Below are 18384 nucleotides of genomic sequence, written 5' to 3'. Positions count from 1 at the left end.
AATGCACGTTTTGTTGGCATATAAACGTATAACATCATCATCTATGTAAACATTATATACGCGATTAGGAGTGTCACACTAGATAGACAAATTGAAGTAATAAAGATAACGATAGAAGGTTTAAGTGCGCTTGAGATGACGTCTTTTAAAACGATATTTAACCCCAAAGCGACCATTGCCATTAACATACATAAAGTTGTGATGACATTAATAATATTCATAAACATTGAAGGTATAGGGATAAACGTATTTATACAAGCCATTAAAATAAAGCCAATTAGAAAATAAGGAATATGAACTTTTTGTTGTTGTTGATCTGAATTTGATTGATAACGCATATACAGAATTAAGACAATACTTAATGGAATAAGTAAAAAAACACGACCCAATTTTCCAAGTAAAGCAAACGTCATTGTCTCTGGTCCACCAATACCTGCTGCTAAAACGACTTGAGCGATTTCATGTAAACTTATACCTGCCCAAGCGCCATAAGTTATCGCAGGTATTTTAAAAATAGCCTCGATGGCTGTATACATTAGCGCAAATATAGTTCCAACTAGCGCAATAATACCTACACTGATTGCGGTGTCTTTCTCTTTAGATTTTAAAATTGGTGCTGTAGCAGCAATCGCTGCAGCGCCACATACACCTGTACCGATACCAAGTAGTATAGAGATATCTTTATTTCCTTTAAGCATACGATTTAAAACTAAAGTTAAACTAATTGAGAAGATAATGACGAATATATCAATTAGTAATAATTTCCAGCCTTTACCTAGAATATCTCCCATATTTAGTTTTAATCCATATAAGATAATCGCAAATTTTAATAAACGCTTCGATGCAAAAGTAATGCCAGGACGAAGATGTTCTGGATAACCTTTGATTTGGCGGTATATCATCGCACAAATGATTGCAATAGCTAAAGCCCCAATTGTATGTAAAACAGGAAATTGAGCTAATATATAACTGGTAATTGCAATCACAAATGTAAACATAATGCCTTTTATAAATGACGCTTGCGTTAATGATTTCATATGTATTTCTCACCTCGATATGAAATCTTAGCACGTTATTGTTATAACGTTAAATAAATAATTAGTATAGTATCTATATCAAAAATGATATATTAGACTTGAAGGAGAATGATACATGGATCCGTATAAGGTATTAATTGAAGTAATCAAAACAGAAAGTTTTACTAGAGCAGCAGAAAATTTATATACGTCACAACCGTCTGTTAGTCGAGATATTAAACGTCTAGAATTAAAATATAATGTGAATATATTTGAATTTAAGTCTCCATATTTAAAACTAACGAATGATGGAGAAAAGCTTTTACAATATGCATTGCAACGGGAAAGTATTGAACAAGAATTATGGCAAAATTTAGCATCTGAATCCGAAACCATCGCAGGCACGCTTACGGTCGGAAGTAGTTATACATATGGTGAATATTTATTATCAGAAAAACTTACCATTCTTATGCAACAACATCCGAAGTTACATATTCATTTACGTATTAATAATTCAGATTCAGTTATAAACGATATTAAACACAATAGAGTAGATATTGGTATTGTAGAAAAAGACATTCAAGATAATGCGATAGAATGTAAAACAATAATTGAAGATGAAATGGTGTATATTTATAAAAAATCAATTAAACCTAGAATGGATATCTGCTTCGTTAGAGAAAAAGGATCAGGAACGAGATTTTATCAAGAGGCAGGACTTTCCGAACTAAAATTAAATCCATATTTAGTAGAAATTAATAATATTAGTATTATTAAACAAATGGCAGAGGCTGGAAATGGATTTGCTATTATTTCCAAATCAGCAATTAATCCTGAAGATTATGAAAATTTAGTGATAAAAACACTTAATGTGAAACGTCATTATTATCTAGTTAAACATGTTGATAAATATATCGATAAAAATATTAGAACTGTCATTGAAACGATTATGAAATAATATATATAAGATGTGGAGGGGGACAAAATTTATCTTAAATGCGCTGTCTCCAGTGTGCTTAGCTTGAGTAATGTCTTAATGAAATGCGCTCTGCTGGGCGCCTCAATCACAAGGATGACTAGAACTGGGACAAGCTTGACTTAAGCGTCTTCTCAGTTCAGTCGGTTACTGCGAATTTGCACAATAGCATTATTATATTATGGATGTTTCAGACTCCAATTTTTTATTGTCGCGGTGCGGAATCTAATGTGTCATTTTTTAATTTCAAGCATTTTATGCTAATACAAAATAGAATGAAATTTAAGCTTTTAATAAAAATACATATATTTATGTTACTATATATGTAATTTACCGAATAATTTGACAATTTTAACTGGAGGCGATATCGATGATGTTTGGTTATCAAGTGAATGAACATGTGACGTTAAAAATATTAGAAGAGCGTGAAGCGGATCAACTTTTCAAATTAGTAGATAGCAATCGTGAATATTTAGGCGAGTTCTTGCCATTTGTCGAATATACAACTGAAGTTGCGCACAGTAAGACATTTATTCAGTCGGCGTTACAACAATTTACGCGTGGTGACGGCTTTCCATATCCACTTTAGTAGCGGTTTTTCTTTGAGATTTATTAATAATTAAATACATAGGCGGGATAGTTATGATTTTTGGTTACCAAGTAGATAAAGATATTAAATTAAAGATATTAGAAGAACGAGAAGCAGAACAGTTATTTAAATTAGTAGATAGCAATCGTAACTACTTAGCAGAATTTCTACCTTTTGTCGAACATACAAAGAAGGTGGAAGATAGTAAACACTTTATCCATTCAGCGTTGCAACAATTTATCGATGGTAATGGATTTCATTGTGGAATATGGAGTAATAAAGAACTGATTGGGGTCATAGGATTGCACTATTTAGACTTAGTTAATAAAACAACTTCGATTGGTTATTATTTAGCAGAAGACTTTCAAAAGAAAGGTATTATGACTAAATGCACTAAAGCACTTATTCAATATGTATATGAAGAATATGATATTAACCGAATCGAAATACGAATGTCTACTAAAAATAAGAAAAGCCGAGCTATACCAACAAGACTTGGATTCACACAAGAGGGTATATTGAGAAGTGATGAACGTTTACAAGGAGAATTTTCAGATAGTTATGTGTATAGTTTACTCCGGGAAGAATATGATGATTAATTCTATTGTAAATATACATTCAAATTTATTTACAAGATGATTTTATAATAATTTTTTAAGTAATCAATAAACGTATGATATCCACTTATAGATTCATTCCGAATATAATAGAGAATAGAGTTATCTCTTTCTATTTTTAAGCTTATTGTTTAGTAAAACTATATATATTAAATTAAAAAAACCACTTTCAATTTACGCTCCAGAATAAATTGAAAGTGGTTAAAATTTTTATGTTAGATTAAGAATATTACAAGTGTAGGATAACACAATAAAAATTATTGTAAAGATGGAGTCAGTTATGGGGTATAAATTATAATATTACAATATTTAAGTTTAAAAGTGATAATTTCCGGAGAATTTATTACAGAGGTTCAACAGGGTTATCCTATGTTAGTACGATCGATAGATAGTTCATTCAATTTAGCTAATGTAATGAAGACTCACATATATAGTGCATTTAGTACATTAAAAATTGGTATTGACTTATTAAAAAAGAATGAAGATATTGAAATTAATTCAATATATGGACACGGAGGTATATTCAAAACCAAAAAAGTTGCTCAAACATTTTTGGTAGCAGCAATGCAAAGTCCCGTTAGTGTTATGCAAACTGCTAGTGAGGGTGGAGCATGGGGGATTGCTGTTTTAGCTAGATATCTTGTAGCAGAAAACTATGTAAATTTATCTAGTTATCTTAATGAAATTGCTTTTAAAGATACTGATTCTATCAAAATTGAACCAAATTAAAAAGAAATAGAAAGCTTTAATCGTTATATTGAACGTTTTAAAAAAGGTCTTCCTATAGAACGTCTTGCTAACGAACAACTTTAAAGAAATCACAAATAAGCAAAGGGAGAAAGTGAATTATTGTGACTAACGATTTAACTAAACAAAATCGACAATTTTTAGGATTACCTGGGGAATTCTCAGATAGTTTATTGAGAGAAGAATATGAAAATGAAATTTAAAGATGAGAAATTAGTTAAATTTAATAGTATCTTTTAATTATTTACTTATCTACTTGACATAAAGCATTTTAAATGATTGTTTACAAAGATAATCAATAATTAAAATGAAAGAAAATACACTTATATTAAGTTTTTCACTTCTACTCTTATACAATCAATACAAAAGGTTAAAAAATTTAAGTTCAATTTGATTTAAGTCATAGAGCTAGGACTTTCGTAAAAGAAGTTTATATTCAATATAAATTAGGTTACATACACAGTTGGGATAGGAAGAAGAATGCATTTTGAATTCTTTGTCTTATTCTCACATACTTTATACATTTTTTAAGTGTAATCATTTTTAATATAGTTAAAAAGATTAGAACATAAAACTTTTTTTAAAATAATTTATATAATATAATAATCTCTATCTATTTAAGAGTATTATGTAAACAATATTGATTTTAATTGGAAGAGGGTGAATTGATGACGAGGAAATCTAAGAAACAGTATATTTTAGAATCTGCAGCTAATATAGTAAATAGACAAGGTACTGACTATTTAACATTAGATGCAGTAGCAAAAGAAGCAAGTATAAGCAAGGGTGGTTTGCTTTATCATGTTAAAAATAGAGAAGGTCTAATAAAAGAACTTGTCAATTATGCTAATGAATTATATCGAGAAAATGTAAATAGTCATATTGATAATACACATTGTAAACAAGGACAATGGTTAAATGCGTTTATTGAAGCAACGAAAGAGCATCGTGTTGAAAATGCGCCTATTACTTCTGCAATGCTTGCTGCACAAGGTTCAAATAAAGCACTACTCTTACCATTAAAATCTTTATATGAAGATTGGCAATCTCAAATTGTTAATGACGGTCTAGATGAAATAGATGCAACAATCATTAGGTTAGCTGTTGATGGTTTATGGTTATCAGAAGTTTTTGGAATAAGTGCAATTGATGAATCAATGCGTGAAAGAGTAATAAATCGGTTAAAAGAAAACGTAGAAGTAGGTATTAATAAAGAAAAAAAATAAATTTTCAGGTTTTAAGCTGTTAGGTGAGATTGAAACTTTTCAGCTTATTTTTTATGCTACGGTTGAAACTTTACCGACCAGTTGGTATAGTTTGTAACGTATTTAAAATATAAAGGAGTGCTTATCTTGAAAAAAGTGTTATTAACTGCAGCAATTACAGGCGCTGGAGATACAATTGACAAAAATGAAAATGTTCCAGTAACACCACAAGAACTTGCTGATTCAGCAATTAAGTGTGCAAAAGCTGGAGCAACAGTAGCACATATTCATGTTAGAGACCCTAAAACAGGCGGGGTGAGTCATGATCCAGAACTGTATAGTGAAACTGTAAGACTCATTAGAGAGGCAGACGAAGATATTATTATTAATGTAACAGCTGGTGGCGGTGGCGACTTTATTCCAAGTCAAGAACACCCAGAAACAGGTGGTAAAGGAACCTGGATTCAAACGCCTAAAGAGCGTCATAGACCAGTAGGTGACACATTACCAGAAATGTGTACGCTTGATTGTGGCAGCGTTAATATGGGAGATTCGATATATATTAGTCCCGCTTCATGGCTGAGAGAACAAGCGCAAATGATTAAAGATGCAGGTGTACAACCAGAACTTGAATGTTTTGATACAGGTCATGTCAGTTTTGCAAAGCAACTTGTTAAAGAAGGCTTAGTCGAACAACCTATGTTCCAATTTTGTTTAGGTATACCTTGGGGCGCTGAAAATGATGCTCAAACGTTAGACTATCTTATTTCAAGAATCCCTGAAGATGCACAATGGTCTGCATTTGGTATTGGTAGAATGCAATTACCGACAGTTAGAGAAGTTGCTAAACGTGGTGGAAATATTCGTGTTGGTCTTGAAGATAATTTGTATATTTCAAAAGGTGTTAAAGCAACTAACGAAGCATTAGTTGAAGAAGCTAAGAAAATAATGAAAGAATATGATTTAGTCCCATTAACACCTGCAGAAGCAAGAGAGAAACTTAATCTTAAAAATAATCAAGGAGGTAAATAATGAAGTTCGCAGTAGTTGGAACAGGCGTAATTGGTAGTGGCTGGATAACAAGAATACTCGCTCATGGGCATGAAGTCGTTGCTACAGATCCTAGCGAAGGTGCCTATGAAAGAATGCTAACACAAGTTAAACAAAACTGGCCTTATGCTAAAAAAATGGGGTTAGCTAAGAATGCATCACTAGATAATTTAAGCTTTACTACAGATTTGAAAGCAGCAGTTAAAGATGCAGACCTTATTCAAGAAAATGTTCCGGAAGTAGAATCTATTAAAGATTCTGTTTTAAAAGAAATTGATTTTTATGCGAAACCGTCTGCTATTATTGGTTCAAGTACTTCTGGCATTATGCCAACAGAGTTACAAAAAAATTTAAAATATCCTGAACGTTTAGTAGTAGCACATCCTTTCCATCCAGTATATATCTTACCTCTTGTTGAGATTGTACCAGGTCAAAGTACTTCAGAAGAAACGATTATTAAAGCTGAGGAAATTTATGAGAATATTGGCATGGATGTCCTCCATGTAAGAAATGAAATTGAAGGACATATTGCAGATCGTCTAATGGAGGCATTATGGAGAGAATCTCTACATATTGTTAATGATGGTATTGCGACAACAGAAGAAGTAGATAAAGCATTTACGCATGCAGCTGGTTTACGTTATGCACAATATGGACCATTCATGACATTTCATCTTGCAGGTGGCGAAGGTGGTATGAGACACATGCTTAAACAATTTGGTCCTGCATTGAAAAAACCATGGACTAAGTTAATTGCGCCAGAATTGACGGAGGATCTTTACGAAAAAGTAGTGAGCGGTAGTGAAGCGACATCACAAGGATATACAATGTCAGAACTTGATCAAAAACGTAATGAATTCTTGATTAAAGTAAAACAACTCGCAGAAGAATATTGGCCAGAAGATACAGATTCAATGAAAAAATCTAAAAAACATCAAGTGGTAAATTAATATGTCAGAACATTATATTTACCAAACAAATGTAAAAAAAGAATGGGTTGATTATAACGGACATATGAATGATGCTGAATACAACCGTGTTTTTAGTGATGCAACAGATGCATGGTTAGCATTAATTGGTCTTAATCAAGAAACAATTCAAAGATTGCAGTATACAATTTTCACATTAGAAAATCATATAACATTTTTAAAAGAAATGAAAGAAGACGAAAATATTCAGGTAAAAGTACATCTTTATGATTACGATAGTAAACGTGTACACGTTTATATGGAGATGTTTAATAAGGATGATATATGTAGCGCCATATATGAAGTTATGTTGATGGGAATAGATATAAATACAAATAGATCAGCACCTTTTCCTGAACAAATATTAGAATCTATAGAGTTATATTTTAATACAACACCTATTAATGAAAGACCTAAACAATTAGGACATCGAATAGGAATTAATAGAAGAAAATAGAGGCTAATTTAGTAGTTAATAATTGAATGATTGAAATATGGAGGACTTAATGTGCCTTGTTTTTACTTAGTAAACTTTGTATAACATACACTTTAAGTCCTCAGTTTGTAATAAATATAAAAAAAGAGAGGACTGGATATATGTTAAGTATTAGAAACTTATCAAAAGTCTATGCAGGTGGGAAAAAAGCAGTAGATAATATGAACATTGATATTGAATCAGGAGATTTTGTTGCTTTCATAGGAACAAGTGGGAGTGGTAAAACAACCGCATTAAGAATGATTAATAGAATGATCGAATCATCAGATGGTGAGATTACAATTAATGGTAAGAATATTAAAGATATCAATGCAGTAGAATTAAGAAGAAATATTGGTTATGTGATTCAACAAATTGGTCTAATGCCTCATATGACAGTTAAAGAAAATATTGTACTTGTACCTAAACTATTAAAATGGTCGCAAGAGAAAAAAGACAGAAAAGCAAAAGAGTTGATTAAACTTGCAGATTTGCCTGAAGAATATTTAGATAGATATCCTTCACAATTATCTGGTGGACAACAACAACGTATTGGTGTAGTACGTGCCTTGGCAGCTGAACAAGATATTATTTTAATGGATGAGCCATTTGGTGCATTAGATCCAATTACCAGAGACACATTACAAGATTTAGTGAAAAAATTACAAAAACAACTAGGAAAAACATTCATTTTTGTTACACATGATATGGATGAAGCAATTAAATTAGCAGATAAAATTTGTATTATGTCTGAAGGTAAAGTAATTCAATATGATACACCAGATAATATTTTACGTCATCCAGCTAACGATTTTGTTAAAGATTTTATTGGTCAGAATCGTTTGATTCAAGATAGACCAAATGTACGAACAGTAAAAGATGCAATGATTACACCAGTCACTGTACATATTGATGAGTCATTAAATGATGCAGTTAATATTATGAGAAACCGACGAGTAGACACAGTTTTTGTAATTGATAATAAACATCATTTACTTGGATATTTAGATATTGAAGATATTAATCAAGGACTACGTCAAATGAAAGAACTTATTGATACAATGCAGCGAGATATTTATCGCGTTAAAGTTGATAGTAAATTACAAGATACTGTACGTACAATTTTAAAACGTAATGTAAGAAATGTACCTATTGTTGATACAGATGGTAAAACTCTAATCGGATTAGTAACTCGATCTAACTTAGTAGATATCGTATACGATACACTTTGGGGTGAAATTGAAGAAGAAACAATAAATGAAGATGAAGGCATTGTCGAGCCTAAAGAAATAGGGGCGGATAAAGTATGAGTTATTTAATAGACAATGGTGGCATATTAGTTAATAAAACTTTTGAGCATCTGTATATATCAGTAGTAGCGTTATTACTTGCTATGATTGTTGCTATTCCTTTGGGGATTCTACTATCAAAAAGAGAAAAGTTATCGAAGATTTCTTTAACTGTAGCTGGAATCTTACAAACAATTCCAACTTTAGCAATTTTAGCTTTAATGATTCCACTTTTTGGTGTGGGTAAAACAACAGCAATTATTGCATTATTTATTTACGTATTATTACCAATTTTAAATAATACAATTGTAGGTGTCCAAAATATTGATAACAATGTAAAAGAAGCAGGACGTAGTATGGGTATGACAAATTTTCAATTGATGAAAGATGTCGAATTACCATTAGCTTTACCAATGATTTTAAGTGGTATCCGTTTATCTTCAGTATATGTAATTAGCTGGGCAGCTTTAGCAAGTTATGTTGGTGCTGGAGGACTAGGTGACTTGATTTTCAATGGTTTAGCTTTATATGAGCCAATGATGATTATCGTAGGTACTATTTTAGTAACTGTACTTGCACTAATTGTAGATTTAATTTTAGCTCAAATTGAAAAGTGGATAGTTCCGAAAGGACTTAAAGTTTCCAGATAAACAATAAAGGAGGACATTATGAAACATTATAAAAAATATATTGCAGTTTTTGTACTATGTCTAACTGTGTTGTCTGGATGTAGTTTACCAGGTTTAAAAAATAGTAATTCAGATGACGATGTTAGAATTACATCTTTAGGCACAAGTGAATCTCAAATCATTTCACATATGTTAAGAATTTTAATTGAACATGATACAAATAATAAAATACAACCTACTTTAATTAATAACTTAGGATCAAGTGTTATTCAGCATAATGCTATTACAAGTGATCAAGCAAATATGTCTGGTACACGTTATACAGGTACTGATTTAACAGGGGCATTAGGGGAAGATCCAATTAAAGACCCTAACAAAGCAATGAAGGCAACACAAAAAGGCTTTAAAGATAAATATCATCAAACATTCTTTAATTCATATGGTTTTGCAAATACTTACGCTTTGATGGTAACGAAAGAAACAGCAAAAAAATATCATTTAGAAACAGTCTCTGATTTGAAAAAACATGCAAATAAATTAAGGGTAGGTATGGATAGTTCTTGGGAAAGTCGTAAAGGTGATGGCTATTCAGGATTTAAAAAAGAATATGGTATCGATTTTAAAACAGTAAGACCTATGCAAATTGGCTTGGTTTATGATGCATTACATTCTGGTAATTTAGATGTAGCAGTAGGTTATTCTACTGATGGTCGTATAGCGGCATATGATTTGAAAGTACTTAAAGATGATAAACATTTCTTTCCACCATATGATGCAAGTCCTTTAGCGACTGATCAATTATTAAAAGAAAAACCAGAATTAAAACCAATTATAAAAAAATTGGAAGGTAAAATTTCAACTGAACAAATGCAAGAACTAAACTATCAAGCAGATGGAAAAGGTAAAGAACCAGCAACAGTAGCAGAAGATTTCTTAAAAAAACATAATTACTTTGACGATGAAAATGACTCTAAACAGAAAGGTGTTCAAAACTAATGGAAGGTAATTTATTCGAACAACTAATACATTATTATCAAACAAATTTTGGTTATCTATGGGAGTTATTTATTAATCACTTCTTAATGTCAATATATGGAGTATTATTTGCTGCTATTATCGGTATACCTCTTGGAATACTTATTGCAAGGTTTGGTAAGTTGTCTGGAATTATTATTACATTAGCTAACATTATTCAAACAGTGCCTGTAATTGCTATGTTAGCAATTTTAATGTTAGTAATAGGACTAGGTATTAATACTGTTATTTTCACTGTTTTCTTATATGCACTTCTTCCTATTATAAAAAATACGTATACTGGTATTAATGAAGTGGATATCAATATTAAAGATGCTGGAAAAGGAATGGGAATGACACGTAATCAAGTTTTACGTATGATTGAGTTACCACTTTCTTTATCAGTAATTATTGGAGGCATACGTATTGCACTAGTAGTTGCAATAGGTGTTGTTGCTGTTGGTTCGTTCATTGGAGCGCCTTCACTTGGTGATGTCGTTATTCGTGGTACGAATGCTACTGATGGCACACTATTTATCTTGGCTGGTGCATTACCCATCGTTGTGATAGTAATCCTTATAGATATTATTTTACGTCTAGCAGAGAAAAAATTAGATCCAGCTACACAAACGAATAATTAATAAAGTATTTAAGGAGTAGATAATATGGCTTTAATCCAGATGAATTATTTATCAAAAACGCTTGGAATGCATCAATCTTTAAATGTTATTTTACCTGAAGATGACAGTTATTTTGATTCAGCGAACGAAACAAAAAAACTTAAAACAATGATGTTATTTCATGGACTATCTAGCGACACTCATTCGTATATGAGATATACAAGTATAGAACGCTATGCTAATGAATATCAATTAGCGATTATAATGCCTAATGCAGATCACAGTTTTTATACGAATATGGCTTTTGGACACAGTTATTATGATTACATTTTAGAAGTTTACAATTATGTACACCAGATTTTACCGTTGTCTAAAAAAAGAGAAGATAATTTTATTGCAGGGCATTCAATGGGAGGATATGGAACAATTAAATTTGCATTAACACAAAGTCAATTGTTTTCTAAAGCTGCTCCTTTATCTGCTGCATTCGACGTTTCTATGCTTAAAAAATACAAATGGTATGATTTTTCACCAGAGTCTATAGTTGGAACAGATAAGGAGATAGTTGGTAGTAATTTTGATCCTTATCATCTCGTTGATAAAGCTATAGAGAAAAATATTGATTTGCCAGAGTTATTAATTATGTGTGGTACAGAAGATGAACTTTATAAAGGTAACTTAGATTTTATTAACTATTTAGATAAAAAAAATGTACAGTATGACTTTATAAAGAGCTCAGGAAAACATGATTATGCATTTTGGGATAAAGCTATTGAAAAAGTAATTAAAATATTTACAAATAATATATAAAATAATAAGACCATTAGTCTAACAATTTTGACTAGTGGTCTTATTATTTTATTCTTATATAGAAAGATTTAATATTGATTATTCATTTACAAGTTAATTTAAAAATCAATATATATATTATTTAGGGCAATGACAACAATTGAGTTTTATCAAAAAAATACCAATTCTTTCAAATAATTCACAAAAAAGTATAGTTTAATTTTACATTATTTCATATTAACGTTTATTTAACTTCATTTCTAATTGATGAATGAGATGAGTAATCAGTTCATTATTAGGAGTTGCGATACCTAATGATTTACCATAGTTCACAATTTGACCATTTAAGTAATCTATTTCAGTTAAACGACCATGATTATAATCTTGATGCATTGAAGGATAGTGTAAACCTTGTGCATGATCAGGATAAGCTGCTTCAATTTTCGAGATTAAGTCGTAAATATGAATATCTACATTTTTAGCATGTGCTACGTCGACAATTTCTTCAATGATTGGGCGTATCATTGCTCTAGAATGATCATAAGCGCCCAATTCACCGATTGTTTTATCTAATATCGTGCACAGTGGATTTAAAACACTGTTAAGCGTGGCTTTAGACCATATTGCTTTAAATACATCATTACTGATAGTGGCATTTAAATGAGCTTGATTTAAGATATCTGCAATTTCTTGAGTACGTGGGTCTTTTTTACCATCAGCACGTTGAAAGTCAATTGAACCTTCACCTTCTAATAGCAATTGACCTGGACCACGTAATCCAGCTGTCCACATTGTTACGGCTAAGAAAATTTGTGATTTTGGAACGAATTGTGATAGACGTTCGTCATGGCCTAAACCATTCATCATACATAAGATGGCAGTATCCTCGCTAATTGCTCCCTGCTCTTTTAAAATTTGCATCATTTGTTCAGATTGCATTGATTTTGTTAAAAGTACGATAATATCATAGGTTTGATTGACCTCTTCAGGGAATGTGGCATGCATTTCAACAGTATAAGTATCATGTTCAGTTTGAACTTCTACTCCTTTTTCATTTATTCGATGAACATGATCTTTCCAGTAATCTATTAATGTAACATCTTGTCCACTTTGTTTTAGGTAAGTACCAATACGACTTCCCATTGCACCCGCCCCAGCAATTGCAATTTTATTAGCCATACTTAACACTCCTTATTTTTCTTGTATTCTATCTATTTCCACTAAAATATGTTAAAAATATAGTCTAAATTACATAGATTTAAGCTACTAATCATTTTCTGATGATTTGTCTTGTGCTTGTTGCTCCTCAGAAGACGATGATTCTTCTTGCACATTATCATCATTATGATTAGATTCCGTACCTTCTTTATCTTCCGATGATTGATTTTTGGTGATTGTTTCTTCTTGATTGTCATTAGTAATTTGATTATTGTCTTCTTGATTTTGACCATACTTTTGTTCTTTAGCTTTATTAAATTGTTTCATTTCTTCATCAGTTGCATTAGTATAACTATCTATGACTTCTCCACGATATTTATTAACCTTAATTGATCGTATTGTTTATGTATATATACCATACAAACCAAAAAAGTAAGATAGAATTCATTTTGAATTTGTTGTCCCCAAAAAAGAGGACTAAAGTTGAAAAAAGCTTGCGACAAATGCATTTTCAATTTAATCATCGACTACCATCAATATACAAAACTTGAGACATTTAATAATGTCTCAGGTTTTGTCCTATTTAATTTTAGATTGTTGGTTTGTGTTATTTTTAATATAGTTCTTTTTACGTTGATGATCAGGTTGTAAGGTTAAACCTAAGAATTTTCTTTCTTGATTTGCATCTTTGAAAAATGAAATCATCATTAAAATAACAACAAAACTAAATGGTAATGCTGAAATAATAGCAGCTGATTGCAGAGCATCTAAACCTGTCGATCCACCAGATAGTAAAAGTACGTAGGCAATCGCTGATAACATGACTCCCCAAACAATCTTAACAAAACCGGATGGATTTAAACGTCCAAATGATGTTTGCATACCTAATACAAATGTAGCTGAGTCTGCGGATGTAATAAAGAACGAGCCTACTAAGATAATAGCGATAAACGATAAAATTGTACCCATAGGCATCTCATTGAAAATACCAAATAATTGTGTTTCAGGTGGCATACTAAAGGTATGTTTAGATTGCTTACCAATTTCAATACCAGTAATACCAAAGGCTGTAAACCATAGCATACTAATAATTGTAGGAACACCTAATACTGCTATAACGAATTCACGAATTGAACGACCTTTTGAAATACGTGCAATGAAGATACCTACAAACGGTGACCAACTCATCCACCAGCCCCAATAATAAATCGTCCATGACTGTAACCATTCATGTTTTTGTGAATTAAGTGGAGCAACATCAAAGCTATTAAAAATAAGGGTATTCAAATATTCACCAATTGAGGATGTAAACATATTCATAATTAAAATTGTAGGACCTACAATTAGAATAATAATAAGTAACATCGCAGCTAAAAGCATATTTAAATTACTTAAATACTGAATACCTTTGCTTAAGCCACTCCAAGCACTAAGTAAGAATAAAACTGTAACAATAAGAATAATAACACCTTGAATAAGCTTATTGTTTGGCACTCCAAATAAATAATTTAAACCACCGTTAATTTGCATGGCACCAACACCAAGTGACACTGCAACCCCAATAATAGTAGCAAAAACAGCTAGAACATCTATAACAGTACCTAATGGACCTTCTACTTTATTCCCGAAAATAGGACGTAATGTACGAGAAATGAGTCCTAAGTCATTTTTTCTAAACTGTGTATATGCAAGAGCCAAAGCAACAATACCGTAAACTGCCCAAGGATGTAGTCCATAATGTAAGAAACTTGAACGCATAGCTTCAGCTAGAGCAGCTTCTGTTTCTTTACTCGCTGTTGGTGGAGATAGATAATGTGAAATGGGCTCAGAAGATCCATAGAATACAAGTCCAATACCCATACCTGCACTAAATAGCATTGTTAGCCATGAAATAGTATTAAATTCTGGTTTATCATCTGGTTTTCCTAATTTAAGCTTTCCAATTGGATGAAAAATAAGTGTGATACAAAATATCAGAATAATACTAATAAGTAACATATAGTACCAACCGAATGTTTCTGTAATAAAACTTCCGATTGCTCCTGAAATTGAACCAAATTGATTAGGGAAGATGGCTCCAATAATTACCAGTAACCCTACAGTAACTGAAGCAAAAATAAACACATTTGAAAACTGTTTAGATTTGTTTTCCATGTATTTAACTCCTTTCAAATTTAATAAAATAGATGTATAAAAGCTTAACATATATAGTTAAAAGAATAATGAATAAGTTTAAAATTTTACAAACTCGTAATAAGTTTATACCTTTGAATTGTGTAATATGTTGCTTTGGTTATAATTTCTTTCATGTTTTAAAAAATATAGGAGATTCTAATTATATTTGGATTTCAAATTAATGCACTCTTGAAATTAAAAATATCTGAAGAACGAGAAGTGAAGCAGAATAACTATTTAAATTAATAGATAGTAATCGCAAGTATCTATCAGAATTTCTACCTTTTGTTGAATAAATAAAGAAGGTTGAAGATAGTAAAAATTTTATCTATTCACTATTGCAACAGTTTACACGCGAATAAGAAATGAGGAGTTGTATTTAAAAACCGCACTGATGCGGATATGGATTTCATTGTGGCATATGGTATGACGATGAACTTGTAGGTGTCATCGGCTTGCATTATTTAGACCTTGTTAACAAACGTACGTCTATCGGTTATTATTTGGCTGAGCATTTTCAAAAAAAGGGAATTATGACGGCATGCACAAAGGCGTTGATTCGCTACGTGTACGAAACGTTTGATATTAACCGCGTAGAAATTCAAATGTCGACACGAAATCCGAAAAGTAGGGCCATACCTGAACGACTTGGCTTTACGCAAGAAGGTGTGTTGAGAAGTAACGAACGTTTACGTGGCGAGTTCTCGGATAGTTATGTGTATAGTTTGTTGAGAGAAGAGTATTATAATTAAGCATTTTATACTTATCAGTTCGATTTGACGTTGGATTTAAGTTATTCTACATTTGAACCAACGACCTTTAATCATAAATTGATAAAGAGCTTTGATGCATGAACAAAAAGAGTATAAATGAAGAACCTAAATGGTGTATCGTTTTTAATTATACTTCAACTATATTTCTTTTATTGGCATAATAAGTGTCATTTTTCTTCCTTTCTTTGATATCATGAAAAATATTGTTCCACTATTTTTCATGATGGGATTATTAATTAACATCATTCCAAATATTTATAAGAAGAATATTTTCATTGTATATTTAGATATATTTCTCTTCATATTAATAATAATAATTAAAATAATTATTTGATGAACTACACATTATCTTGAACAAAGAAAACAACGCTAAGAGTCCGGGACATAAATAATATAATGCAGCTATTTTGCAAATTCGCAGTAGCTGACTGAACTGAGAAGGCGCTTTAACAAAGCTTTTCTCAGTTCTAGTCATCCTTGCGGGGGTGGGACGACGAATTTAAAAAGAATTCTGTCCCACTCCCTTAGCGCTTTTGTATATATTTAAATATTATATGATTATAATTTAGCTTGCCATTTGTCTGTCCAAACTAAATCATTTGGCACGCCTTTGAAATCTGACTCGCCCATGATTTTATCGACAACGGTTTCTAATGTTGTTTTATTTGAATGGTACGCGTTGATATAGGCTTTGACCATTGTTGCATCATGTAGGTGTGTTGTGAAATTGAGTGATGTAAAGACGGTAGGCACTTCATGAACGTACCATGGAATTTCGTTACTCATTGCAGTTGACCATCGGATGCGATAGTTATTTTCAGCAGCGTATCCAACGATATTTGCGAATACGAGTGCAGCATCAACGTTATCACGATATTCTAATGTTTTACCTTTTACACGTGTAGAGCCATCATTAACTGTCACATTAAATCCACGATCTTCAAGGATAGATACTAAGTTATGTTCGACAGTGTCATCTGATTTGTAAATACCATTTTTCTCACCTTCGATGATATACAAGCGTATATTCTTGTGTGTTTCAGGGCGTATTGGTAATTGATCTAATGTGTTCTTCACTAATGTGATGCCTAAATCGGCAGCTTCTTGTTGCATTGCCAAGTGTTCATCACAACCGATAATGCTAAGTTCGTCTTCATTTTTAAGTAGTGTACCCTGTGCTTGCTTTTTAGGTAAATGTATTTTAGCTTTTAGTCCTAGAATACGTCTTACTGCATCATTTAGACGGTCGTCAGTGATCACGCCGTCTTGATAACCTTTTAACATGAAGTGGAAGTCTTCTTCTAAATCATTGAAGAATAAGAACATATCGCAACCGGCAGCAATCGCTTGAGGCACATAGTCTTCACGTTTCATGGCTGCAGTCATACCTAACATATGACTTGCGTCTGTTACGACTAAGCCATTAAAAGCTAAGTCGTCTTTTAATAAATCGGTAATTAATTCTTTAGATAATGTTGCTGGTAAAATATCTTTGTCTGCTAACTCAGGATTGAGTTTTTTAGAATAATGAGGTAATGCAATATGACCTGACATGATCATTTCAACCCCATTATTAATGTGATTTTCATAGACTTTTCGGAAACTTTGATCCCATTCATCTGTTGTCATTTCATTTACACCTAATACAAGGTGTTGATCGCGTTCTTCAGTGCCATCACCCGGGAAATGTTTAATACAAGTGATCATATCTTGTGTTTCGTTAAAGCCATTAATAAAGGCATTGGTATATTTAATCACGGTTTCTGCAGTTGTTCCATATGCACGTGTGTTCACAATTGTGTTACGCCAATTTTTTAAAATATCAACGCAAGGGTCAAAGTTAATGTTAACGCCAAGTGCTTGTGATTCTCGACCAGATACGTAACCTGCATTATAAGCGACTTTACTGTCTTGAGCGGCTTCACATTGAGCTGCTGAAGCGATATACGTACCGTCTTTACAAGCCCCATTGCCACCAGAGTCACAGTTTGCAGCGACAAGTAAAGGCACTTTACTATGTTGTTGTAAATCGTTTAATAGCGCTTGAACTTGTTGCTTGTTTCCACCTTGATAGCGGGCACCACCGATATGATATCGATTTAAAATATCTTTATTTGTATACTCAGAATCGTTAAAGTCGCCATCTTCTTCTAATGAAAATAAATTAAAGAATAATTGACCTATTTTTTCTTCATCAGTTAAATGTGACAATGTCTCTTCAACCCATTGAATTTGTTCGTCATTTAAAAAGTAAGGTTTAGCTTTCAAATCTACTCGTGCCATAGTTATCATGC

Annotated in this window: 16 protein-coding genes and 3 pseudogenes; 14 read left to right on the top strand and 5 right to left on the bottom strand. The window is 31.9% G+C overall.

The window, feature by feature from the left end:
* Positions 1–41 precede the first annotated feature (41 nt).
* The gene (locus AK212_RS08700) at positions 42–1037 is read right to left on the bottom strand and encodes a YeiH family protein (protein WP_053030304.1); all 996 of its coding nucleotides are present in this window, start codon (positions 1035–1037) and stop codon (positions 42–44) included.
* Between the two features lie 115 nt (positions 1038–1152).
* Here AK212_RS08700 and AK212_RS08695 point away from each other — a divergent pair, with 115 nt between their 5' ends.
* From AK212_RS08695 to AK212_RS08635, 13 genes and pseudogenes are all read left to right on the top strand, one after another.
* Entirely contained in the window at positions 1153–1974 is an 822-nt protein-coding gene (locus tag AK212_RS08695; RefSeq protein WP_053030303.1) for a LysR family transcriptional regulator, read from the top strand.
* A gap of 391 nt (positions 1975–2365) precedes the next feature.
* Positions 2366–2566, top strand: a pseudogene (locus AK212_RS08690) (GNAT family N-acetyltransferase); the annotation flags it as partial.
* Positions 2567–2637: 71 nt separating this feature from the next.
* Complete coding sequence (locus AK212_RS08685; protein WP_141763617.1) at positions 2638–3180, top strand: GNAT family N-acetyltransferase; 543 nt, start codon at positions 2638–2640, stop codon at positions 3178–3180.
* A 345-nt stretch (positions 3181–3525) separates the two neighbouring features.
* Positions 3526–4011, top strand: a pseudogene (locus AK212_RS08680) (FGGY-family carbohydrate kinase); the annotation flags it as partial.
* Between the two features lie 602 nt (positions 4012–4613).
* A complete protein-coding gene (locus AK212_RS08675; protein ID WP_016930942.1) occupies positions 4614–5171 on the top strand; it encodes a TetR/AcrR family transcriptional regulator in 558 nt (185 codons plus the stop codon).
* Positions 5172–5297: 126 nt separating this feature from the next.
* Positions 5298–6182, top strand: a complete 885-nt coding sequence (locus AK212_RS08670; RefSeq protein ID WP_053030300.1) for a beta-keto acid cleavage family enzyme — start codon at positions 5298–5300, stop codon at positions 6180–6182.
* A complete protein-coding gene (locus tag AK212_RS08665) occupies positions 6182–7150 on the top strand; it encodes a 3-hydroxyacyl-CoA dehydrogenase NAD-binding domain-containing protein (protein ID WP_053030299.1) in 969 nt (322 codons plus the stop codon). Before AK212_RS08670 ends, AK212_RS08665 begins: the two co-directional genes overlap by 1 nt.
* Before the next feature lies 1 nt (position 7151).
* Positions 7152–7625 carry a thioesterase family protein gene (locus AK212_RS08660; RefSeq protein WP_053020143.1) on the top strand — a complete coding sequence of 158 codons (474 nt, stop codon included), beginning with the start codon at positions 7152–7154 and terminating at the stop codon, positions 7623–7625.
* A 140-nt stretch (positions 7626–7765) separates the two neighbouring features.
* The gene (locus tag AK212_RS08655; protein WP_016930946.1) at positions 7766–8953 is read left to right on the top strand and encodes a betaine/proline/choline family ABC transporter ATP-binding protein; all 1188 of its coding nucleotides are present in this window, start codon (positions 7766–7768) and stop codon (positions 8951–8953) included.
* A complete protein-coding gene (locus AK212_RS08650) occupies positions 8950–9582 on the top strand; it encodes an ABC transporter permease (protein WP_053020142.1) in 633 nt (210 codons plus the stop codon). Before AK212_RS08655 ends, AK212_RS08650 begins: the two co-directional genes overlap by 4 nt.
* A gap of 18 nt (positions 9583–9600) precedes the next feature.
* A complete protein-coding gene (locus AK212_RS08645; RefSeq protein WP_053030298.1) occupies positions 9601–10557 on the top strand; it encodes an osmoprotectant ABC transporter substrate-binding protein in 957 nt (318 codons plus the stop codon).
* On the top strand, positions 10557–11216 hold the full coding sequence (locus AK212_RS08640) for an ABC transporter permease (RefSeq protein ID WP_016930948.1): 660 nt from the start codon (positions 10557–10559) through the stop codon (positions 11214–11216). The genes AK212_RS08645 and AK212_RS08640 overlap by 1 nt, the downstream gene beginning before the upstream one ends.
* Positions 11217–11240: 24 nt before the next feature.
* Positions 11241–12005 carry an alpha/beta hydrolase gene (locus AK212_RS08635; RefSeq protein ID WP_002502244.1) on the top strand — a complete coding sequence of 255 codons (765 nt, stop codon included), beginning with the start codon at positions 11241–11243 and terminating at the stop codon, positions 12003–12005.
* Between the two features lie 216 nt (positions 12006–12221).
* Here the strand turns inward: AK212_RS08635 and AK212_RS08630 are convergent, their stop codons facing one another.
* The 3 genes from AK212_RS08630 to AK212_RS08620 all read right to left on the bottom strand — a co-directional run bounded on the left by AK212_RS08630 (position 12222) and on the right by AK212_RS08620 (position 15296).
* On the bottom strand, positions 12222–13163 hold the full coding sequence (locus AK212_RS08630) for a ketopantoate reductase family protein (protein WP_053030297.1): 942 nt from the start codon (positions 13161–13163) through the stop codon (positions 12222–12224).
* 87 nt (positions 13164–13250) lie between these two features.
* Positions 13251–13469 (bottom strand): hypothetical protein, encoded by a 219-nt coding sequence (locus tag AK212_RS08625; protein WP_231119761.1) that lies wholly within the window; start codon positions 13467–13469, stop codon positions 13251–13253.
* A 252-nt stretch (positions 13470–13721) separates the two neighbouring features.
* A complete protein-coding gene (locus AK212_RS08620; RefSeq protein WP_053030296.1) occupies positions 13722–15296 on the bottom strand; it encodes a BCCT family transporter in 1575 nt (524 codons plus the stop codon).
* Between the two features lie 183 nt (positions 15297–15479).
* Here AK212_RS08620 and AK212_RS08615 point away from each other — a divergent pair.
* Positions 15480–16069 (top strand): annotated as a pseudogene (locus AK212_RS08615) (GNAT family N-acetyltransferase).
* 579 nt (positions 16070–16648) lie between these two features.
* On the opposite strand, the gene AK212_RS08610 reads toward AK212_RS08615, so the two are convergent.
* Positions 16649–18373 carry a glycoside hydrolase family 3 protein gene (locus AK212_RS08610; RefSeq protein ID WP_053030295.1) on the bottom strand — a complete coding sequence of 575 codons (1725 nt, stop codon included), beginning with the start codon at positions 18371–18373 and terminating at the stop codon, positions 16649–16651.
* Positions 18374–18384: the final 11 nt, after the last annotated feature.

The sequence above is a fragment of the Staphylococcus borealis genome, assembly GCF_001224225.1.
In the GTDB taxonomy this organism is placed as follows: Bacteria; Bacillota; Bacilli; order Staphylococcales; family Staphylococcaceae; genus Staphylococcus; species Staphylococcus borealis.
The sequence above is the reverse complement of the archived record's forward strand: the minus strand, read 5'-3'. Positions and strand labels throughout refer to the sequence as shown.